The 21163-nt window shown below is 63.0% G+C and carries 20 protein-coding genes; 3 read left to right on the forward strand and 17 right to left on the reverse strand.

Annotated elements, in window-relative coordinates:
• Positions 1-192 precede the first annotated feature (192 nt).
• Positions 193-480 carry a HigA family addiction module antitoxin gene (locus EC86_RS0121360; protein WP_029527898.1) on the reverse strand — a complete coding sequence of 96 codons (288 nt, stop codon included), beginning with the start codon at positions 478-480 and terminating at the stop codon, positions 193-195.
• Between the two features lie 176 nt (positions 481-656).
• Here EC86_RS0121360 and EC86_RS0121365 point away from each other — a divergent pair, with 176 nt between their 5' ends.
• Complete coding sequence (locus EC86_RS0121365) at positions 657-2036, forward strand: IS4 family transposase (protein WP_029527899.1); 1380 nt, start codon at positions 657-659, stop codon at positions 2034-2036.
• Between the two features lie 47 nt (positions 2037-2083).
• Here the strand turns inward: EC86_RS0121365 and EC86_RS0121370 are convergent, their stop codons facing one another.
• The 14 genes from EC86_RS0121370 to EC86_RS0121440 all read right to left on the reverse strand — a co-directional run bounded on the left by EC86_RS0121370 (position 2084) and on the right by EC86_RS0121440 (position 17373).
• Complete coding sequence (locus EC86_RS0121370) at positions 2084-2854, reverse strand: carbon-nitrogen hydrolase family protein (protein WP_029527900.1); 771 nt, start codon at positions 2852-2854, stop codon at positions 2084-2086.
• An 87-nt stretch (positions 2855-2941) separates the two neighbouring features.
• Positions 2942-4201 carry a porin gene (locus EC86_RS27235; protein ID WP_084181646.1) on the reverse strand — a complete coding sequence of 420 codons (1260 nt, stop codon included), beginning with the start codon at positions 4199-4201 and terminating at the stop codon, positions 2942-2944.
• A 184-nt stretch (positions 4202-4385) separates the two neighbouring features.
• On the reverse strand, positions 4386-6017 hold the full coding sequence (locus EC86_RS0121385) for a 3-(methylthio)propionyl-CoA ligase (protein ID WP_408633932.1): 1632 nt from the start codon (positions 6015-6017) through the stop codon (positions 4386-4388).
• A 297-nt stretch (positions 6018-6314) separates the two neighbouring features.
• Positions 6315-7289: a Bug family tripartite tricarboxylate transporter substrate binding protein gene (locus EC86_RS0121390; protein WP_029527903.1), complete on the reverse strand. Its 975-nt coding sequence runs from the start codon at positions 7287-7289 to the stop codon at positions 6315-6317.
• Positions 7286-7438: a hypothetical protein gene (locus EC86_RS0121395; RefSeq protein WP_156955429.1), complete on the reverse strand. Its 153-nt coding sequence runs from the start codon at positions 7436-7438 to the stop codon at positions 7286-7288. Before EC86_RS0121395 ends, EC86_RS0121390 begins: the two co-directional genes overlap by 4 nt.
• Positions 7439-7491: 53 nt before the next feature.
• Entirely contained in the window at positions 7492-8622 is a 1131-nt protein-coding gene (locus tag EC86_RS0121400) for a 2-methylaconitate cis-trans isomerase PrpF family protein (RefSeq protein WP_029527905.1), read from the reverse strand.
• Positions 8619-9635: a Bug family tripartite tricarboxylate transporter substrate binding protein gene (locus EC86_RS0121405; RefSeq protein WP_051676233.1), complete on the reverse strand. Its 1017-nt coding sequence runs from the start codon at positions 9633-9635 to the stop codon at positions 8619-8621. The genes EC86_RS0121400 and EC86_RS0121405 overlap by 4 nt, the downstream gene beginning before the upstream one ends.
• A gap of 14 nt (positions 9636-9649) precedes the next feature.
• Positions 9650-11110 (reverse strand): MmgE/PrpD family protein, encoded by a 1461-nt coding sequence (locus EC86_RS0121410; protein WP_051676234.1) that lies wholly within the window; start codon positions 11108-11110, stop codon positions 9650-9652.
• 25 nt (positions 11111-11135) lie between these two features.
• Positions 11136-12128, reverse strand: coding sequence for a Bug family tripartite tricarboxylate transporter substrate binding protein (locus EC86_RS0121415; RefSeq protein ID WP_029527908.1), 993 nt, complete (start codon positions 12126-12128; stop codon positions 11136-11138).
• A gap of 34 nt (positions 12129-12162) precedes the next feature.
• Positions 12163-13329, reverse strand: a complete 1167-nt coding sequence (locus EC86_RS0121420) for a 2-methylaconitate cis-trans isomerase PrpF family protein (protein WP_036773737.1) — start codon at positions 13327-13329, stop codon at positions 12163-12165.
• A 60-nt stretch (positions 13330-13389) separates the two neighbouring features.
• A complete protein-coding gene (locus EC86_RS0121425; protein WP_051676235.1) occupies positions 13390-14379 on the reverse strand; it encodes a Bug family tripartite tricarboxylate transporter substrate binding protein in 990 nt (329 codons plus the stop codon).
• Positions 14380-14408: 29 nt separating this feature from the next.
• Positions 14409-15104 (reverse strand): 3-isopropylmalate dehydratase small subunit, encoded by a 696-nt coding sequence (gene leuD, locus EC86_RS0121430; protein WP_084181647.1) that lies wholly within the window; start codon positions 15102-15104, stop codon positions 14409-14411.
• Positions 15101-16501 (reverse strand): 3-isopropylmalate dehydratase large subunit, encoded by a 1401-nt coding sequence (gene leuC, locus EC86_RS0121435; protein WP_029527912.1) that lies wholly within the window; start codon positions 16499-16501, stop codon positions 15101-15103. Before leuC ends, leuD begins: the two co-directional genes overlap by 4 nt.
• 5 nt (positions 16502-16506) lie before the next feature.
• The gene (locus EC86_RS0121440) at positions 16507-17373 is read right to left on the reverse strand and encodes an isocitrate lyase/PEP mutase family protein (RefSeq protein WP_029527913.1); all 867 of its coding nucleotides are present in this window, start codon (positions 17371-17373) and stop codon (positions 16507-16509) included.
• Positions 17374-17585: 212 nt separating this feature from the next.
• On the opposite strand from EC86_RS0121440, the gene EC86_RS0121445 reads away from it, so the two are divergent.
• Positions 17586-18329, forward strand: a complete 744-nt coding sequence (locus EC86_RS0121445) for a GntR family transcriptional regulator (protein ID WP_232229999.1) — start codon at positions 17586-17588, stop codon at positions 18327-18329.
• 263 nt (positions 18330-18592) lie between these two features.
• On the opposite strand, the gene EC86_RS27240 is transcribed toward EC86_RS0121445, so the two are convergent.
• Both EC86_RS27240 and EC86_RS0121455 read right to left on the reverse strand, forming a co-directional pair.
• The gene (locus EC86_RS27240) at positions 18593-18862 is read right to left on the reverse strand and encodes a hypothetical protein (RefSeq protein WP_156955431.1); all 270 of its coding nucleotides are present in this window, start codon (positions 18860-18862) and stop codon (positions 18593-18595) included.
• 296 nt (positions 18863-19158) lie between these two features.
• Positions 19159-19752: a TetR/AcrR family transcriptional regulator gene (locus EC86_RS0121455; protein ID WP_029527915.1), complete on the reverse strand. Its 594-nt coding sequence runs from the start codon at positions 19750-19752 to the stop codon at positions 19159-19161.
• A gap of 92 nt (positions 19753-19844) precedes the next feature.
• On the opposite strand from EC86_RS0121455, the gene EC86_RS0121460 reads away from it, so the two are divergent.
• A complete protein-coding gene (locus tag EC86_RS0121460) occupies positions 19845-21107 on the forward strand; it encodes an MFS transporter (RefSeq protein WP_029527916.1) in 1263 nt (420 codons plus the stop codon).
• Positions 21108-21163: the final 56 nt, after the last annotated feature.

Consider the following 21163-nt stretch of genomic DNA (forward strand, 5'->3'; position numbering starts at 1 on the left):
GCCACTGTCTCAGGCAGCTGCTCGCCCGCTTGCAGTCAATTTCTCTTTTTGAGGCATAAATGAACATGACACATGGCGCCGAATCTCATCAACTTTTGTGCAGCCCTCAACTACTGATAAAAAGCGTTATCATTAGTTGAGAAGTGGTGGACGCCATTTGTGTTTGCAGGCTGCACACCCGCTCGAATGACACTAATCTGGTGGCTGCAACCTGACTTTGGCGCTCAACTTTTCAGCAACCCGCAGGTCATGGGCTGCTTGCAGATTCAGCCACCCTTGGGCCTCGCTGCCGAAATGGCGCTCCAGGCAAAGGGCCATGTCCACTGACACACCACGATGGCCATCAACGATTTCGCGCAATTGCGAATTCGGAACCTGCAGAGCCAATGACAGGGCACGAACACTGGTACCCATGGGTTTTATGTAGTCCTCCAGCAAAACTTCTCCAGGGTGGACGGGACGCATACCATTCTTAAACATGATGCTCCAATATTTCCATATCAAAAACTGGCCTTAAGCTGAATGGCACTTACTTTGGCTGTTTGGCATTGAGCGACGGGCGTAAGTGCTTGAATGCAAAGGGAAGTGGCTGACCAAGGGTCGATAGGATGGTTGTTTACGAAGCACCCAAACCATCTTTCCGAAGGCCTGCCACCATGGATCGTAATGCCCGAAGCGGTTTGCATCAACGTCAAAGAGGCATTGAACGGCGCGCGCGATCGACCGAAGCGGTGGAGTTCTTCAACGTGCTGACGAGTCCGGAGTTGCTGCACGCGAGCGAAGCGCTGCTGCCCGAGCACCGCGAGCGGCTGTATCCGCCAACGGTGACGCTGTCAATGTTCATGCGCCAGGCGCTGCAGGCCGATGGCTCATGCCAGAAAGCGGTCAACGGCTGGGCGGCGCAGCGCGCAGCCGATGGTTTGAGCGCGTGCAGCGTTCGCACTGGCGGGTACTGCAGGGCTCGTCAGCGGCTGCCACTGGAGATGGTCAGCACGCTCGCGCGCAAAACAGGCCGCCTGCTCGGCGAAAAAGCGCTGGCGCAATGGCTCTGGCGCGGTCGCGCGGTCAAGCTGGTGGACGGCACCTGCCTGTCGATGCCCGATACCGCGCAGAACCAAGCCTTGTATCCCCAGCCCAGCACGCAGGCGCCCGGGGTCGGCTTTCCCCTGGCGCGGCTGGTCATGGTGATTTGCCTGGCCACCGGCGCGGCGCTGGACGCGGCGATAGGGCCACAGCGCGGCAAAGGCAGTGGCGAGCTTGGGCTGGTACGCCGTCTGCTCGCAGGCTTTTGCCCCGGCGATGTAATGCTTGCCGATGCCTTGTACTGCAACTATTTTCTGATCGCCACGCTGATGGCCGCCGGTGTGGATGCGCTGTTCGAGCAAAACGGAGCACGAATCACCGACTTTCGACGCGGCCAGTCGCTGGGCACACGCGATCACATCGTGCGCTGGCCCAAGCCCGCAGCCCGTCCAGAGTGGATGACGCCCGAGCAGTACGCGCGCTTTCCCGATGAGATCACGCTGCGTGAAGTCAAGGTCGATCATCAGGTGCTGGTCACCACGCTGCTCAACCATCGCCAGGTCACCAAGCGCGACCTCTCGGCGCTGTACGCGCGTCGCTGGAACGTTGAGCTGGACCTGCGCAACCTCAAGACCACCACGGGCATGGATGTACTGAGCTGTCAGACGCCGCAGATGAACGAAAAGCAACTGTGGGTCCATCTGCTCGCTTACAACGTGATCCGACTGCTCATGGCGCAGGCTGCCTGCAATGCCGGGATAGACCCGCGCGGCCTGAGCTTTAAGCACACGGTGCAACTGTGGTTAGAGTGGGTCTCGCGAGGCCTCTCAGCCACCAAGGATTGCGGGCAGTTGTTCGCGTTGATCGCTCAATGCCGGGTCGGCCATCGACCCGGACGCATCGAGCCGCGAATGCGAAAACGAAGGCCCAAACCCTACCCCTGGTTGAAGGTGCCGCGCGCCCAAGCCCGCCAACATGTCGAGAAGCATGGTCATGCTTACGAGCCAAAGTAAGTGCCATTCGCCTTAAGCCTACATCCACCGAGATGCGCCCTCGCCCATTAGCCAATTTCTGGCACATACGAGGGGTAAGCCCTCTGCGCCTCGACCACGAGGTCGAGATCAACCTCTACAACCGCAATAGGTTCGGATGCCGTGGTTTGCGCTAAAAGCTCTCCACTCGGGGCGAACACGAAGCCGCCGCCGCCGAACTGGCTGGGTCTGGTACCTTCGTGGGCAGACCGATTGGAACTCGCCACATAGCAACCCGAGACGACGGCGGCCATGGCACCCGCAGCGCGCCACTTGGTGTCGAGAGCGCCCGTAGCGCGCGGAACCGCAATGACGTTGGCACCGCGCCGCCTGTAGTGTCTTGCCCACTCATTGAACATTAACTCAGTACAGAGAAGTGCGCCAATGTGGACGTTTCCACGGTCCACAACGTCAAAACCATTTATCGCCGGCGCGAACCAATCCTGCTCGTACCAACCAGCTTCTTGTGGAAAGTATTGCTTGTGATGCACCGGCCTGTAGTGTCCCTCGTCGACTAAGAACGCCTCATTTGCGAGCAACTCGCCACGCTGGACCGGGCGCGATCCAAAGGTTGCCCACGGCAGGGAGAGAAGCTCCTTCACGAGCTCGTCATACGGCTTCGCGAATCGTTCTGCAACGGCGGCGTTTGGCCCACGGCGGTCCGCGATCCAGTCGCCCAGTGGCATTTCATTGAGAACCAGCAGGTCAGGGTCTAAGTCGCCCACTCTCTCTATGAATGTGAGCCACGTCGGACTACCAAGTTCGAGGCCATCAGGCAGTTCGCATACAGCAAGTCTCATCAGTTCTCTAGTATTCAAAGTTAAGTAAGAGTATGCCTCCGGTGAACCCGTCTTGACGATGGCCGGTTCCTAGACGAGGTCAAACTATTAGAAGTTGTGACGGATGCCCAAGCCCAGCGCACTCGGGTTGGCGCCCGTAACACCCGCAGCTACGGACACGTCGCTGGAAGCCACGGCGAATGCGCCGGTGGCATTGTTGGAAACGCTGCCGTAGCTCGCATACAGGGCGGTCCGTTTGGACAGGTTGTGCATGTAGCCAAGCCCAAAAGCCGTCCCTTTGCGCTGTGCGCCCGTCGGATTGTCCTGCTTCAATCGTTGCACTTGAGCCATCACCGATCCCTTGCCGATGTTCATTGACGCGCCCACCCACGCATCGGTTGCGTTCTGCGGCGCAGTGATTTTCCAGTAACCCCCCGCGAGCGCGAAGTCGCCGAAGCTGTACTTGGCGCCGATCAGCCCATCGCGTCGGTTGGCGGTCGCACCGGTGAAGGCGGCCGGAGTGCCACCTACCACCGGGTACTTCAATTCCTGAAAAGAAGCCGTCAGAACCAGGCCTGCGTTGGCATACTCGGCGCCGACGCCTAAAAATCTATTGGCATCCTTGGGCAGACCGCCTGCCGCGCCTGTGCTTTCCGAACCCAGGCTGTACACGGCGCGCGCCTTGATGCTGTTGAATTCGGGTGATGTATAGAACACGGCATTGCTCACACGGGCAAAGCGCTCGGAGCCGCCTGCTGGCCCGACAAACGTCTGAAGATTGCCAAACATGCCTAATCTAAAGATGTCTGTGGCCAGGGCTGCGTGATAAAGCGGCGTGTAGTCCCGACCCAGCGTAAGCGTTCCGTAGTCGCTTTGAAGGCCCACATACGAGCGCCGGTTAAATCCAGTAGCCGATACGCCGTTGGGCGCAGTGGGCGTTGCTGTCGAGGGGTTGCCCGAGAACGCCTTCGCCGCACCGGTGTCCAGTTCCAGGCCGGCTTCCAGCTGGAAGATGGCCTTCAGGCCGCCGCCCAGATCCTCGCTACCACGAAGTCCCCAGCGCGAACCGCTGCTGATGCCCGAGGTGACGGCCTTCACCGTACCCACTCCCGGCGCGCCGCTGCGCAGCAGCGCGAAGCCTCCGTCGACCGTGCCGTACAAGGTGACGCTGCTTTGCGCCAGCGCCGACTGCCCAAACATTGCCACAACAGCGGCAGCACCGCATGTGAATGCGCGGGAATGAGTTGATTTTTTTGTGATTTTCATATGTCTCTTTGGTGAATGAAAGTTGAAATTCGGGTTGCTTAAAGCGCAGGCACGTACGGCGCTGCCATCGTTCAGTCTCCGCGGCGGGAACGTCGCGGTCATGGACAAAGAGCGCCTTGCGGATGCCGCCGCGCATGAGAACGCAGGGAACGGAGGTTTGGAACGGAGGGTTGTTCAGGATTAGGGTGTTTGTGGTCTCCGTGTTGATCGATCTGAGGCAATCTCTTGCGTCCGCACAGCCAAGGCGCTTAAGCAGGGACAGAACGCGGTTCTCTCGACGTCCTCGTCAATGCGCTGGCAGCGTGTAGTCCTTGAGCATTTCCCGCAGCCGTGTCTTGAGCATTTTTCCGGTGGCGCCCAATGCAATAGCATTGACAAACACGACGTCGTCGGGGATTTGCCATTTGGCCGTCTTGCCTTCGTAGAACTTGATGAGTTCCTCGCGCGTGACTTCTGCGCCCGGCTTTTTCACCACGGCCAGAATGGGCCGCTCGTCCCATTTCGGGTGCTTCACACCAATGCAAGCTGCCATGGCCACTGCCGGGTGCGCCACAGCGATGTTTTCGATGTCGATGGAGCTGATCCACTCGCCGCCGGACTTGATCACGTCCTTGCTACGATCGGTTATCTGCATGTAGCCATCGGCATCAATCGTCGCCACGTCGCCGGTCGGAAACCAGCCGTCCACCAGGGGATTGCCGCCCTCACCCTTGAAATATTCGGCGATGATCCATGGGCCCTTGACATGCAGATCGCCATAGGCCTTGCCGTCCCAGACGATTTCCTTGCCGTCCTCGCCAACAATCTTCATGTCCATGCCATAGATGGCCCGGCCCTGCTTCAGGCGTATCTTCATCTGCTCTTCTTTGGACATCGACAGGTGCTTGTTCTTCAGCGTGCACAAGGTTCCCAGCGGTGACATTTCCGTCATGCCCCAGGCGTGCAGCACTTCGACGCCGTAGTCTTCCTGGAAGGCATGGATCATTGCGGGCGGGCAGGCCGAGCCGCCGATCACCGTGCGGTTTAGCCGCGAGAACTTGAGACCGTTGGCCTGCATGTGGCCCAGCATCATCTGCCACACCGTTGGCACGCCGGCGGCGAATGTAACGCCCTCGGCTTCGATGAGTTCGAAGATGGACTTGCCGTCCATCGCCGGGCCGGGAAACACCAGCTTGCAGCCGGTCAAGGCGGCCGAATACGGAATGCCCCAGGCGTTGACATGGAACATCGGCACCACAGGAAGCACCGAGTCGCGCGCCGACAGGCACATCACGTCGGGCAGGGCCGTTGCGTACGCATGCAGCACCGACGATCGGTGGCTGTACAGCGCGGCTTTCGGATGGCCGGTGGTGCCACTGGTGTAGCACATGCTGGAGGCCGAGTTCTCGTCAAAGCTGGGCCATTCGTACTCCGGCGCGTGCGGGGCCAGCCAGGACTCGTAGCTGCACAGCCCGGGGATGCCGCTGCCCTCGGGCAGCTTGTCGGCATCACACAGCGCGATGTAATGTTTGATGCTTGTGCACTTCGCATGAACCGCCTGCACCAGCGGCAGAAAAGACAAATCAAAACACAGCACCTGGTCTTCGGCGTGGTTGGCGATCCAGGCGATCTGGTCGGGGTGCAGGCGCGGGTTGATGGTGTGGAGCACGCGGCCTGAACCGCTGACACCGTAATACAGCTCCAGGTGGCGGTAACCGTTCCAGGCCAGGGTGGCGACGCGGTCACTGAACTTGAGCTGGAGCGCATCCAGTGCCCTGGCCGCCTGATGCGAGCGGCGCGCCACATCCTTGTAGGTGTAGCGGTGAATATCGCCTTCGACCCGGCGCGACACGATCTCTGCATCGCCATGATGGCGCTGCGCAAAATCGATCAGCGATGAAATCAATAATGGCTGGTTTTGCATCAAGCCTTGCAGCATCACGAAACCTTTCCATTCATGTTCACGCCCAGTTCAGCAGATGGTGACGCGCGGGATGTCCAGCAGCTCTCGTCCAGATTGCGGGCAGTCCAGGCAGCAGACTCAGACATCGATAATTTATTCATCGTTTACTTTCAGTGGGTGTCTTCACGTTTTGCGTTTACACAATGTGTTCTGGCACAAAAACAGTGCTTTACTGATACCGCCGCGCATGAGGGCGCACCGGCTGGCGACATGTTCCGGGGGATGTTGGGTGCCGCGTTTGAGATGGCGACAGTAGGCTGCCCGGCGCGCGGCCTATTCCAGCGTCATCTTCGAATCCGCCACGATCTTGCCCAGGCGCTGCTTCTCGCTGCGCAGGAATTGCTCGAACTCGGCGCGCGTGCCGCTTCCCGTTTGAAAAGAACCGTTGGCCTCGAAATCGCTGCGCAGCTTGGCGTCGGCCAGGAAGCCTGCGTTCCAGGCCGCGCCAATGCGGTCCAGCACTGCTGGCGGCGTGCCGCGCGGCGCGAAGATCCCGCCCCAGTGCTGCATGAGGATCACTGCAAAGCCCTGCTCGGCGGTTGTTGCTACATCAGGCAGCGAGGCCAGCCGCTTGTCGTTGGTGATAGCCAGCCCGCGCAGCTTGCCGGAGCGCAGGTAGCCCTGCACTGCTACGGGAGATTCCGAAGCCAGGTCGATCTGGCCGCCAATAATGGCGGCCACGGTTTCCGAGCCGCTCTTGTAATGCACCACGGTAACGGACACGCCGAGCGCCGACTTGAGCATCTCGGCGACGAAGTGGCCGGTGCTGCCGGCCCCGGCCGTGCCAAAGGTAATGCCGCCGGGGCGGGTCTTGGCGTAGGCCTGCAGGTCCTTCAAATTCTTGATCGGGCTCGACGCGTTGATGACGATGACCGAAGGGCTGTTGCTGGTGCCGATTACCGGCACGAAGTCGGTCTCGGCATAGGGCATCTTCGGACGTAGCAGGGCGTTGGCAATGGCGCCGTTACCCGCGATCAGCAGCGTGTAGCCGTCGGCCGGGCTCTTGGCGACAAAGTCGGAACCAATGATGCCGCCAGCGCCGGGCTTGTTGTCAACGATGACGGGCTGCTTGAGCTGCAGCGACAACGCCTGCCCAATCTGACGCGTCGTGATGTCACCGGGGCCGCCTGCGGAAAACGGCAGCACGAGGCGAATCGGCTTGCCGGGCCATCCGCTTTGAGCGAAAGCCGGTAGCGCACAGGCGCCGAGAAAAGTTACCGCGAGGCGGCGGTTAACTAGAAAGTTCATACTCTGCTCGCGTCCAGCGCGCCACCGCCGGTTAAGGCAACCACAATTCGAATTGGCTTTGCAGGCCATGCCGATTGCGGGAAGGCGCTTGCCGAGGCTGTGACCAGTATCGAAATGGGCAAAATGTGCCGTAGCAGCTTGAATTTCATGGATGTCTCCTTTTTTAATAAATTGATGCGTTGGGCCAGCATTGCTTTTTGTCTCAGAAATACACCGATCCGTCGAACAGCCTTCTCGCTGTACGGAACACCGTCCCGTGACCGGCGCGCCAGGTTCCCGCGTCATCATGGACGCTCGCATCGACCGTGATCACGCCCGATGGCATCGCCAGGCGGACGGCCGCACCCCCCGTGGTCTGCGCCAAGCGGTGCGGAATCGTCCCGGGAATGCGGGCCGCGACCGCTGCGCAAATCGATCCCGTTACTGGCAGCGCACGGTGCGGCTGTCCGGACGACAGCATGCGGACAACCAGGTCCGCAGATGCGGAAGGGACCACTTCGCCGGACAATGTCGGGTTGTCCTGCGGCGACGTGACCACGCCAATCAAGGGTAAACGCTTGCGCGCTTCCTGGGCGTTCCCCGTAAAACCCATGGCGATCGCCGCATGCGCGCCAATCGAGATCAATTTTTCCATCGTGACGGCATCGCGCTCGAGCAGCTCAGGCATCTCTACGCCACTCATACCCAGGCTGGTGGCATCGATGAACACGCAAGGGTTGGCCGCGTCCACGATCGATACCTCGACCTCGCCCAGGCCATCGACGGACAGGCGGTCGACCACGTTGCCGGTGGGCAAGAGTCGGCCGGTGTCTGCGCCGCCAAGGTCAAGAAAATCCAGTTTGACGGGCGAGCCCGTGCCCGCAACCCCGGGAATCGCCAGGTCGCCGTCGATGGCTGCCCGGCCGTCCATCACGCTGAATGTCGCCCGGATGATCTTCTTGGTATTGGTGTTGTGAATCCGAACCACCGCTTCGCCATCGAATGCCGCCACCAGTTCCTCATCGACTGCGAATGGACCGATAGCCGCAGACATATTGCCGCAGTTGCCTTTGTAGCTGACGCGCGCTTCCTTCACGAGCACCTGGGCGAAGGTGTAGTCGACATCTGCATCATCACGGCTGGGCAGCCCGATCACGCAGACTTTGGACACCGAGGTCACGCCGCCGCCCATGCCGTTGAGCTGCCTGCCATTTGGGTCGGGGCTGCCCATTGCGGCCAGGAAGATGGCGTCCCAGGCGCTGCGGTCAGCGGGCAGGTCGCGCTCATGAAACATCAGCGCCTTGCTGGTACCGCCGCGCATGAAGACAGCGGGGATTTTTCCGTGCTTATTCATTGCGCAAGAATCTTCAGATCGGTGGCGATCTTGCCAAGTCGTTTGTTTTCGATGTCGATAAAACGGGTGAACTGCGCACGGTCGCCGAGCATCGGCTCCGAATTGCTCGCTGCCATGGTTTCCCGCACTTCGCGGCTCGAAATGAAATTTTGCACTGCACTGTTGATACGGTCGAGCACCTCGGGTGGCGTACCCTTCGGTGCCATCAGCCCAAGCCAGTGGGTCATGCGTATCTCAGGAAACCCGGCTTCAGCGGTGGTGGGTACCTCCGGCAATTGCGGCAGCCGCCTGTCGGAGGCCACGGCAAGCGCACGCACTTTACCGGACTTGGCCAGCGCCACCATGCCGACGGAAGGCACCTCTGATAGCAACTGCACTTGGCGTGCCAGCAGCGCTAGACTGCTTTCGCCACCGCTCTTGTATTGCACGAAGGTCAATGGCACACCCATGCTTGCCTTGAGCATTTCGCCCGAGAAGTGGCTGGTGCTGCCAATGCCTGTTGTCGCAAAGAAAAGGCCGTTCTTGTCTGACTTGGCAAAGGCCTGCAATTCCTTGAGATTGGTCGCCTTGATCTGTGGATCGATGACCAGCAGCGAAGGCGAAGAAGAGACACCCGTCACCGGCACCAGGTCGGCCGCGGCATAGGGCATCTTGTTTCGGATCAGGCTGTTGATCAATGTGCCGTTGGCGGCCGCAAGCAGCGTGTAGCCATCCGGCGCGGCCTTGGCGACCGCATCGGCGCCGATGATGCTGCCTGCGCCGGGTTTGTTGTCAACGACGACGGACTGGCCCAGCGCCTTTGACAGACCATGGGCGATGAGGCGCGCCGTGTCGTCGCCGGGACCGCCGGCGGAAAAGGGTGTCACCAGCCTGATGGGCCGCGCTGGCCATTTGGCGTCGGTCGTTTGTGCCAGCACGTTGCTAGCGAGCGTGATCCCGAGCAACAGCGATGCACCACGGGCCAGTGCGTTGCGCCGAAACGGCGCGGCGAGAGAAGTCTTTGACGCTTGCATGGATATATCCTGAGTTAATCGAATGCGGCGTTGACGGGCGGCGCTAGCAGCGCCAGCAGTTCGCGTATGTCGCCCAGGTCTTCAAGTGAACGCACCATCTGCTCAATGGCTTGCTGGCGCGGCGCGTCGATCAGGCCGTCGGTCAGCGTGCGGTACTTGGCGGCCACTTCGTCGCTGTTCTGCGGCGATTCAATGGCGCGCGACGCAGCGCGTTCAACGACGATGCGCTGGCCGTCGGTAAAGGTCACGGCCACCCGTGTCTGGCCCCGTTTCATCGGCCCGCCCACGTCGAAAGCCGGGTCGTGCCGCACCTCGACCTTCGCCAGCAGCGCCCACACGTCGTCGGCGTCGATGCGCGCCGGTGAAAACTGCGCCACCATCGCCGCGCCGTCGATCGCCGCCACCGCCAGCGCATAACCAATGTTCATCTGCGCGCCGATCGGCGTCAGTGGCCGCTCGGGCACCCACCAGCCGTGGTGGAAGACCGCGTGTGAGACGTCGCATTCGATGCGTGCGATGTCACCGGCGTTCAGCGCGCGCTGGCGGCCGATCTCGAACAGCGCATCGAGCGGCGAGTGAATGCCGCCCATCGCTGCATAGGGCTTGATGACAATGCGCTCGACCTCCCAGCGCTGACCCAGGCCGCTGGTGATCTGCGACGCATCGGGATCGTGGCCTTCGCCGAAGGTCGACAGAAAGCCGCCGTATTCGCGCTCGAACACGCGCTTGATGCCGGTGTAGCCGCCTTCGGCCAGCACCGCCGCATACAGGCCGTTGCGCGCCGAAAAGCCGTGGTGCATGCGCTTGCACATGGCTTCGTACTGCGCCGCCATGAGTCCGGCCGACTGCGTTCCTGCCAGGCCCAGCGCATCCTCGAAGCGCGCCGCGTCCAGCCCCATCAGCTTGCCGACCGCTGCCGCCGCCGCGTGCGTGCCGAACACCGAGCCCGAATGCCAGCCGCGCGACAGCATCTGCGCGCCATGCAGCGCCATGCCAACGCGCGGGCCGACCTCGTAGCCGACCAGCGCGGCTTGCAGGAACTCGCGGCCGCTGACTTTCGCATCGCCTTCGGAGGCGGCCCACAGCGCGGGCAACACGACAGATGCGCTGTGCAACGGCCCGAGCGGGTGGTAGTCGTCGAGCTCGAAGCCCTGGATGAAGGTGCCGTTGAGAAGCGCAGCGCCCGGCGCGCTGGTTTTGGCGCCCCAACCGACGAGGGTGCGGTCGCCGCGCCCCTCAAACTTCTGCACGATGTTCGCCGCCGTTCGCGACCATGGCAACTGGGCGCCGACGATGGCACAGGCAATGCCGTCGAGCGTCAACGCCTTGGCGCGTTCGCGTGCCGAATCGGGCGCGTCGCCGAGGTGGAAGCCGGCGAGCCAGTCGCAGAGCTGGCCGGTCGGGCCGGTTGGGTCGGTGGCTTGCGTCGCCGAGGTGCCAGTCGAAGGGCTTGCTGTCAGGGTCGTTGTTTTCATGTCATTCCAGTTTGATGTTTCAAGTTCAGTCGATCTGGACACCGCTATCGGCCACCGCCTTGCCCCATTTCTTCATTTCGGCCTGCAGGAAGGTGCCGAAGTACGCGGGCGACTCCAGCACCGGCTCCGAGCCCGAGGCCCGGATAGACGCCAGGAGCGCAGGACTGGCCGACGCGCGCCCGATGGCGGCGTTAAGCGCGGAAACGACGTTCGGCGGGGTGCCGGCCGGCGCCAGAAAGCCGACCCAGGAAAGCACGTTGAAACCCTTGACACCCTGCTCGTCCAGCGTGGCAACGGACGGCGCCTCCGGATTGCGTTTGAGGCTGGTCACGCCGAGCGCCTTCAGCTTGCCCGACTTGACATGCGGCAGCGCCGACGCTCCGGCGTCGAACATGATGGGCACCTGTCCGCCCATCACATCGTTGAGCGCCACCGGTGTGCCTTTGTACGGGATGTGATTGAGCTTGATGCCGGCCTGCGACTGGAACAATTCCATTGCCAAGTGTGCGGTGATGCCGTTGCCGCCCGAGGCGTAATCGACGGCACCGGGATGCGACTTCACATAGGCCAGCAGCTCGGCGATGTTGTTGGGCGGAAACGCCGGGTTGGCCACCAGATACAAGGCCCCGAAGCTGACCAGCGACACCGGCGCAAAGTCCTTCAGGGTGTCGTAGGGCAGTTTCTTGTAAAGCGCCGGGTTTACGGCCATCTGGCCCAGCGTTCCGAGCAGCAGCGTGGTGCCGTCCCGCGCGCTTTTCTTGGCCTCCTGCGCGCCCAGGCTGCCGTTCGCCCCGGCACGGTTATCGACATAGACCGGCTGACCGAGTTCCCTGGTCAGCGCCGCGGCGTAGCTGCGCGCGATGATGTCCACAGTCTGACCAGCCGGGTAACCGACCACGATGCGCACCGGTTTGGTGGGCAGGCCGCTGGCTGTTTGAGCGGCAGCACCGACAGCCGTGAGGGCGATGGCAATTGTGCATGCTCCAAGCACAACGCGACGTTTGAATAAATGAGTCATTTCTATGTTTCCTGGTTTGAATGGGGTGGGAATATCAGGCGTCGTCGTTCGGCACATAGACGATGCCGGCCATCAGCCGCCGTGCGGTCCGCGTCAGGCCGAGCGCCAGGAAAGTCGTTTGCGCCGGGTCCACACCAGGCTGGGCGACGACCTTGACCTCCATCACACCGAGCGGGTGGCCGATGCGCAGTGTTCCGGTCGCGGCGCGGGCGCCCACCGCCCGGTTGACCAGCGTGCCCGGCACGCGCGATGCGGCGGCGGTGCACATCGAGCCGGTGCCGGCCATGCTTTCGTGGCACTGGCCGATAAAGACCAGGCGCGCGCGCAAGTCCATGTCGGCGGCGTTTTGCGCCGCGCCGTTCATGTCGGTGAAGTCCGCCGGCGGCGCCACCAGCACGGCCAGCGGCAGGCCTGGCAGGTGCACGTCTCGCCAGTCTTTGTACAGGCCGATCTGCTGGCCGACTTTGGACTGGATTTCGCCGATCGTCTCGATCAGCCCGGCGTCGGCCGCGATGGCTTGCGGCAGTTCACTGCCGGAAAGGCCCAGCGACGCGGCGGCGATGAAGACGCAAGGGTTGGCGGTGTCGCAGACCGTGACCTCGATGCGGCGGCCGTCTTCGAGCGTGACGGTATCGACCCTATTCCCCGTCGGCAGCAGCTTGCCGGTCTTGGCGCCGACGGTGCCGCAATAGTCCATCAGAATCTCGGCGCCGGTACCAGGGACGCCGGCAATCGCGCAGTTGCCCAGGACACGCGCTTTGCCACCCTGTACCTGAACCCTCGACACCAGCAGCTTGTCGGTGTTGGTGTTGTAGATGCGCACGGTGGTGACCGGTTCGACCGCGTCCACCAAGCCCTCATCGATGGAAAACGGCGCGACTCCCGACGAAATGTTGCCGCAGTTGCCGTCATACCCGACCTGGTCGCGGTCGATGTCGACCTGCGCGAAGGTATAGTCCACATCAGCATCCGGGCGCGCTGATCGCCGGATGATGGCGACCTTGGAAGTGACCGCTCGCGAGCCGCCCAGGCCGTCGATCTGCATCACGTCAGGCGTGCCCATGGCGCGCTTGAGCAGACGGTCGCGCGCCGGGCCGGCGGGAGGCACGTCGGCTTCATGGAAGAACAGCGCCTTGCTGGTGCCGCCGCGCATCAGCACGCAGGGCACTGCAGTTTGTTCGGGTTGGGATGGTGCGGTCATGGGCGTTTCGATTTCAATGCGTTCAGGGAGCGTGGCACGTGTGGCGATGACGCTGGTGATTCACTCAAGCGGGTACAGCTTGACCAGCGCGCCCAGGCGGTCGCTCTCAGTGCGCACCTGAGCAGCGAATTCGGCCGGCGAATTGACCACCGGCTCTGCGCCGGCGGCGGCAATCGTCTTTTTCACGTTGGCATCCTTCACCGCTTCGCGCAGCGCGGCGACGATGCCCTGCGTCACGGCGGCGGGCGTGCCCTTGGGCGCGAACAGGCCGAACCAGGTGACGGACTGGAACTGTGGAAAACCCGCTTCGGCCGTGGTCGGCACGTCGGGCAGCGCGGCCGCGCGCGTCTTGCCCTGGGTGGCCAGAATCTTCAGCGTGCCGGCCCGGTAGTGCGGCAACGCGGCGGTGATGCCGGTAAACGACAGGTTGACGTTGTTGGCCACCAGGTCGGTGACGATCGCGCCGGTGCCGCGGTAATTGACGACGATGAGGTTGGGAATGCCGGCTTCTGCCGCCAGCTGCCGGCCCGAGATGCGCGCCAGGCTCTCGCCGGTGGCCAGCGAACACGGTTGCACCGACGTCTTGCAGTACGCAACGAACTCGGCCAGCGTCTTGACCGGCAGTTTGGCGCTGGCGACGATGGCGGCAGGCGATTGCGACACGGCGGTGACCGGCTCCAGCCGCGCCAGCGGGTCTATACCCTTAAGCCCTGGCGTGTACTTGGTCACGACGATTCCCGGCACCTGCAGCAGCAAGGTATAGCCGTCGGGCTTGGCGTCCATCACGCGCCGCGTGCCGATCAGGCCGTCGGCGCCGGGAACGTTCTCGACGACCACCGGCTGACCCCACAGCACGCCGAGCTGCCTTGAGACAGCGCGCGCTGTGGCGTCGGTGCCGCCGCCGGCCGCGTAGGGCACCACCAGCGTGACGGCGCGGTCGGGCTTCCAGGGAGCAGATTGCGCCTGCGCTGAAGACGCTATTAAAACAATAGCTGTCAACGCATGCAGGACGTGCGTAAAAGGCAAATTTGATGCATTTTTTCGGATCATTTTGTTTCCAGTGAGGGGCGCGATGGCGTTTAGACGACGGTGGTTGTGCCGACTGGCCAGGCCCAGGGCCGGCGTTGACGGTCGGCCTGTTGCCAGGCGTTGATAAGCGCATCGTCCTTCAGCGTCAGGTCGATATCATCCAGGCCATGCAGCAGGCCCTCGCGGCGCATCGGATCGACGCTGAAAACGGTCTCGGCGCCGGCGGCGGTGCGAATCGTCTGGCGCTCCAGGTCAACACTCAGCAACTCGCCGTGGGCGCAAGCCGCCGCCAGCGCATCGACCTCGGGCGCGGACAGGCGGATGGGCAGAACGCCATTCTGAAAACAATTGCTGAAGAAAATATCGCCGAAGCTCGGCGCGATCACGCAGCGCAGGCCCAGGCCCTGCAGCGCGGTGACGGCACCTTCGCGCGACGAGCCGCAGCCGAAGTTGTCGCCGGCCAGCAAGATGGGGGCGTTGCGAAAGAGGGTCTGGTTGAACACGCAATCGGGATCCTCGCTGCCGTCTTCAAGGTAGCGCAGCGCTTCGAAAGCGTAGGCACCAAGTTGCTCTTTGGGCAGGGCGGTCAGGCGCTCGATGCGGATGATGACATCGGTATCGACATTGGCGCGCGGCAGGTGCGCGGCAGCGCCTGTGACAACGGTGAAAGGCTGATTGCCAGCCGGCTGGGGAAGGTCACCGTCGCCGGGTTGGGCGGGGGAAGCGATGGGTGGGTGAGTAGTCATGCGGGCTCCAGATCGGTGATGACGCCGGCGATGGCAGCAGCCGCTGCCATCGCCGGGCTGGCAAGGTGCGTACGCGCACCAGGCCCCTGGCGGCCGACGAAGTTGCGGTTCGAGGTTGACACGCAGCGTTGCTGTGGCGGCACCTGCTCGCCGTTGGCTGCCACGCACATGCTGCAGCCGGGCTCGCGCCAGGCAAAGCCGGCCGCTTCGAACACGTCCTTCAGGCCTTCGGCCTCGGCCGCGCGCTTGACACTTTCGGAGCCGGGAACCACCCAGGCGGTGACGCCGGGCGCGACCTGCCTGCCGCGTGCCACGTCGGCTGCGGCGCGCAAATCCGACAGGCGCGAGTTGGCGCATGAGCCGATAAAGACCCAGTCAACCGGCGTGCCGGCGATGGGTTGGCCGGCGACGAGGCCCATGTAATCGAGCGCGGCGGCCAGCGTGTCGCGCTCGGCCGCGTTGGCGGCGTTGCGCGGGTCGGGCACGCGGCCGTCGATGGCAATGGCGTGTTCGGGGCTGGTGCCCCAGGTGATGGTCGGGCGGATGGCGCAGGCGTCGATGACTTCCTCGCAGTCGAAGACGGCATCCGCGTCCGAGGGCAGCCGCCGCCAGTCGGCCACCGCCGCATCGAAGGCCGCGCCCTGCGGCGCGAAAGGCCGGCCGCGCAGGTAGTCGAACGTGCGCTCGTCGGGCGCGATCATGCCGAAGCGCGCGCCCAGTTCCACCGACAGGTTGCACATCGTCAGCCGGCCTTCGACCTCCATCGCCTCGATGGCCGGGCCAGCGAACTCGATGGCGTAGCCGCCGCCCGCCGCGGCGCCGAGCTTGCCGATGATGTGCAGCGCCAGGTCCTTGGCGGTGACGCCGGCGCGCAAAGCGCCTTCGCAGCGGATGCGCAGCTGACGGGGTTTTTGCAGGCGCAGCGTCTGCGTCGCTAGCGCATGCGTGCTTTCGGACGAGCCGACGCCGAACGCCATTGCGCCGAGTCCGCCGTTGGTGCAGGTGTGGCTGTCGCCGCAGATCACGGTGAGGCCTGGCAGCACGATGCCGAGCTCCGGCCCCATTACATGGACAATGCCCTGGCCTGGCTGGCCGAGGTCAAACAGCTGCACACCCATTTTGGCGCTGAGGCTCTTGAGCGCCCCGTGCAGCTTGCCGCCGAGTGCAAAAGTCGTTGCGATGCGCCCGGGCTGGCTCGATACCGCATGGTCGGGCGTGGCAAACGCCAACTCAGGATTGTGAAGCGGCATGCCGCGCGCGACGACCTCGGCCAATGCGGGCGGGCCGGACAGGTCGTGCAGCAGATGCCGGTCGATGTGCAGCAGCGCCCAGCCGTCACCGAGGTCGCGCACCACGTGCGCATCCCACAGCTTGTCGAAAAGAGTTCCGGCGGCCATGGCGCTTACTTCGTTTGCATGGTGGCGCCGGCATTGAAACGGGTTCGCAGCGCATCCCATTCGTCCGCGCCGAAGCGGCGGAAGGTTTCGGCCACGCTGCGGTCTGCGGTGGGTGCCATGGAGGTGGCCTTGAGTTCGGCCAGTGCGGCATCGCCGGCTTCGATCGCGGCCTTGAGCATCAGGCCCGGCAGTATCGCCAGCTTGTAGCCCATCGCTTCGGCTTCGCGCATATCGAAGACCGGCGTGCGACCGCCTGGCACCACGTTCAGGAGGCAGGGCCCATGCACACGTTGGGGCACAGCCGCAGCCTCCTCGCGCGTTTGCGTGGCTTCGACGAATGCCATGTCGGCACCGGCCTCCAGGGCGGCGTTGGCGCGCCAGATCGCTTCGTCCAGGCTCATCATGGCGCGCGCGTCGGTGCGCGCAATGATCACGAACTCTTTGGTGCGGCGCCCTTCCACCGCGGCGCGGATTTTGGAGACGAACTCCTCGCGCGAAACCACCAACTTGCCGTCGAGGTGGCCGCAGCGCTTGGGCGCGACCTGGTCTTCAATGTGGATGGCCGCAACGCCACGTGCCTCGAATTCGCGTACGGTCCGTGTCACGTTGAGCTCATTGCCATAGCCGGTATCCGCATCGGCGATCAGCGCAATGCCGATCGAACGCGCCATGACGGCAGCGTTCTCGACCATCTCGCTCATGGTCAGCAGGCCAAAGTCAGGATAGCCGCGTGCCGCCGAGGTGCCGGCACCCGTCATATAAACCGCGCTGAAACCAGCCTGTTCTATCAAGCGTGCGCCTATGGCGTCGTAGGCACCGGGCGCCACGATCATGCCGGGCCGGAGAAGTTGTTGTTTGAGTGTTGTGTTCAAGGGGGTGTCCAGTCTTTTGGGGGGCGCAAATTTCACCGTTCTGACCAAGGTCACAAAGCTGCCTTGCGCTTATGTTGTATTAATATTATCACAACATAATCACATGTCAAATTAATTATGATGGCAGGCTGTACACGGTCAAAATAATTATGAAAACTCAACTGCCCCACCCTGCCTCGCCGCCGCCACCCATGTTTTCAAAAGGAACGTCCTTGCACCGGCAACTGTTTCTGGTGTTACGGGACGAGATCTCGCGCGGTTTGTTCGGTGCCACGGGCGCCCTGCCGAAGGAAGAAACGCTGTGTGAGCGCTTTGGTGTCTCGCGCATCACCGTGCGCCGGGCATTGGCCGACCTTGCTGCGCTTGGCTTGGTGGAAAGGCGTCACGGCCTTGGAACCTTCGTCAGCCAGGACTTTTCCTTGGCCAGGGAGCTTCCCAATCTCGGCCTGATCGACGAGCTGCTAAAGACCGCAATGGCCACAGAGGTCAAGGTGATTGAGGTCACGCAGGGCGATCCACCGGCGGACGTATTTGCGCTCCTGAAGCTAGAGCAAGCCGAAAAAGCCGTTCACGCCGTGCGATTGCGCAGCATTCGCAACATGCCTGTCATGCTGACTGAAGCGTGGGTGCCCGCCAGCTTTGCTGCGCAGGTATCGTTTGGCGCACTGCGCGAACGCGCACTGTATGAAATCCTGATGGCGCAGGGCGTCAGATTCGGAAGGGTGGTGCAAGAAATTACGGCCGTGGTGGCTGACCCGGTACGCGCCGGACACCTCCAGACTGAGAGCGGCGGTCCCTTGCTCAAGCTCGTGCGGGTCATGCACGATGTCGATGCCCGCCCTGTCCTGCATCTCACCGCCTACCTGCCGCCCGAGCGCAGCCGCATCCTGATGGAAATTCCTGGCGAATCGGTGAACACCCTGAGCGCCGGGCAGTTTGTTTATGACCTGCGATGAGCGATGCCGGTTTAGCTGGTTGTGTCGCATTGACGGGTAAGCCGCCTGCTCGTCTATGCTGAATGCTTTCCTGAATTCGCGACCTCAAACAAAGCGGCCTGATTTTTAAACTGGACTGTTCAAATATACTGAAATATGTCGTGATGTTGTATGAAGTTGCCCCGTTTCTACGGACATATTGAGCTTGCGCACCCACGGCAGAGACTACGGCAGTAGCTGTCAGCAATCCAACGCCAGGCACCTTCAGCAGCCTGTGACACGGGTCATCGCTGCGCTTGTAGCGCTTCCAGCCTAAGCTCGAGATCATCGATTTCAGCATTAATGTCAAGAATCAAACACAACTGCGTGCGCAATGCTTCAATGATCAGGGCTGGAAGCTTGTCTTCCAACCATTCGAACGTGGCGGCCAAGATCTTAATGCACCAGTGACGACCTTCCGGCAGATCGATACGGAACTCACAGAAGGCTGCCCGGATCTGATGAACCTGCGCTGTCCGGGCCTTGACCAAGCCATCACACATCGAGTGCAGCATGAGAATTCCTTGTTGCTGCTTGCGTCTTAGGGGGAACAAATCGCATCTCAAGTCGTTGCGCCGCTTCCCAGATCGCCCGAGCATCGCCAGCATCGGTCTTGATGCCCTTGACGAACGGCCGTACAAATTTGGTTGCAATCAGCCGAACCTGGTGCCCAAGCTTGCCTAACTGCCTGGCCCAGTGGTGTGAACTGCCGCACGCCTCCATGGCAACAACACACGGGGGGCAGATTTGCGAAGTATGGCAACAAGTCTTGACGCTTCAGCTTTGGAAACGCAACGATGCGCGTGGCTTTTCAGCGCTCTGCAACGCGATCTGCGGCCGCTGGCGTTGGCAAGACCAGCCTGAACAGCTCGTCCACCAGCTGGGCGGCCAGCGCGGGCGTGACGGCATCGCCGCCGAACAGCAGGCGGAACACGATGGGCGCCACCACATGGTCGATCACCTGCTGCGGCTCGGGCGTGGACTCGCCGCGCAAGCGCGCCCGCTGGACCAGCACCTCGGCTTCGGCCTTGCGGTTGTGCAGGCAGTCGGAGTCCTTGTCGCGGGCCAGCGCCGCTGCCGCCTTCAGCAGCGAGGTGTTGCACGGCTTGGCGACGTGGAGGATGAATTCCCTGGCCCAGGCTGCAATGTCGTCCTTCAGGCTGCCCGAGTCCGGCAACGGCCGGTTCGGGTCCAGCCTGTGGATGGCGGTCTCGGACAGCAGGCTGGACAGGTCGCCCCAGCGCCGGTAGATGCTCGACGCGCTGACGCCGGCTCGCTCGGCCACCGCCGGCACCGTGACGCGCTCGCGGCCCTGTTCCGCCACCAATTCTTCGAGCGCGGTGCGCACCAGCGCCTGCACCTGCGCGCTGCGTCCGCCGGGGCGTTTGAGCTGGACTGTGTTCATGGCTGCAATTTTAGCTTAATGCAAAGGTATTTGCGTTAAAAGACTATTCAGCCTACAATTACAAAAGCAAAAATGTTTGCGTTAAGGACTCTATGCCTGCCACTTGCCCCGCCAACAACCCTGCCACTTCCAGTCAGATTCCCGGCGCCGCAGCGTCTGCGCCGCGCTGGCGATTGCCCGCCAGCGCGGCATTTCCGATGCTGGCGCTGCTGCTGTTCGCTTTTTTCGCCGCCGCCAGCGCCCCGTCGCCGCTGTTCGTGGTGTTCCAGCAGATGTGGGGCTTTTCGCCAGCCCTGCTGACGGTGGCATTTGCGATTTATGCGCTGGCGCTGCTGCTGTCACTGCTGGTGGCTGGTTCGCTGTCCGATCATGTCGGCCGCCGCCCGGTGGTGTTCGCGGCCTTGCTGCTGCAGGCCGCGGCCATGGTGGCGTTTTTGCTGGCCGAGGGGATTGGCGGGCTGATTGCCGCGCGCGTCATTCAGGGCGTGGCGACCGGCATGGCCAGCGGCGCCCTGACGGCGGCCATCGTGGAGGCCGCGCCGGCCTCGCAAAAGCGCCTGGGCGCGATGATCAGCAGCGTGTCGCCACTGGCCGGGCTGGCCGTCGGCGCCTTGCTGACCGGACTGGCCGTGCAGGGGCTGGCGCATCCGGTGCCTCTGGTGTTCGGCCTGCTCTCGGCCATCTGCGTGATGGGCGCATTGGCCACCCTGTTCATCCCTGAAAGCGCCACCCGCCGGCCGGGCGCGCTGGCGTCGCTGGTGCCGCGCATCTCGGTGCCTGCCAGGGCGCGGGCCGAATTCGTGCGCGGCCTGCCGGTGATGCTGGCGGTGTGGGCGCTGGGCGGGCTGTTCCTGTCGCTGGTGCCTTCGCTGATGCAGCAGGTCTTCGGCATCCACAGCGGCATCGTCAACGGCCTGGCGATTGCCACCCTGTTCGGCATGGGCGCCGTTTCGCCGACGCTGCCCAAAAGCCTGCCGGCCGCCAAGGCCGGCGCCGTCGGCATGAGCAGCATGGCGGCCGGCCTGGCCCTGCTGCTAGTTTCACTGGCGAGCCATTCGGTGCCGGTGTTCTTTGCCGGCACGGTGGTGGCGGGCATCGGCTTCGGCGCGGCGTTTTCAGCGCTGGTCCAGACGCTGGCGCCGCTGGCGCAGCCGAACGAGCGCGCCGAGCTGTTCGCCGCGCTGTATGCCGCCAGCTACCTGGCGTTCAGCGTGCCGGCCATGCTGGCGGGCACGCTGATTGCGCCGCTGGGCCTGCTGGCAACGGTGGAGGGCTATGCCGGCCTGCTGATCCTGGTCGCGTCCGTGGGCGCCGGCGTTCAGTGGCGGGCGCTGGCCCGGCCGGCCCGGCCTTGAGGCCGCTGCGCTAGGGCGTGTTAACTCAAACTTGACAAGCTGAGGGGTTGCTGGAA

This window comes from Polaromonas glacialis (assembly GCF_000709345.1).
Lineage (GTDB): Bacteria > Pseudomonadota > Gammaproteobacteria > Burkholderiales > Burkholderiaceae_C > Polaromonas > Polaromonas glacialis.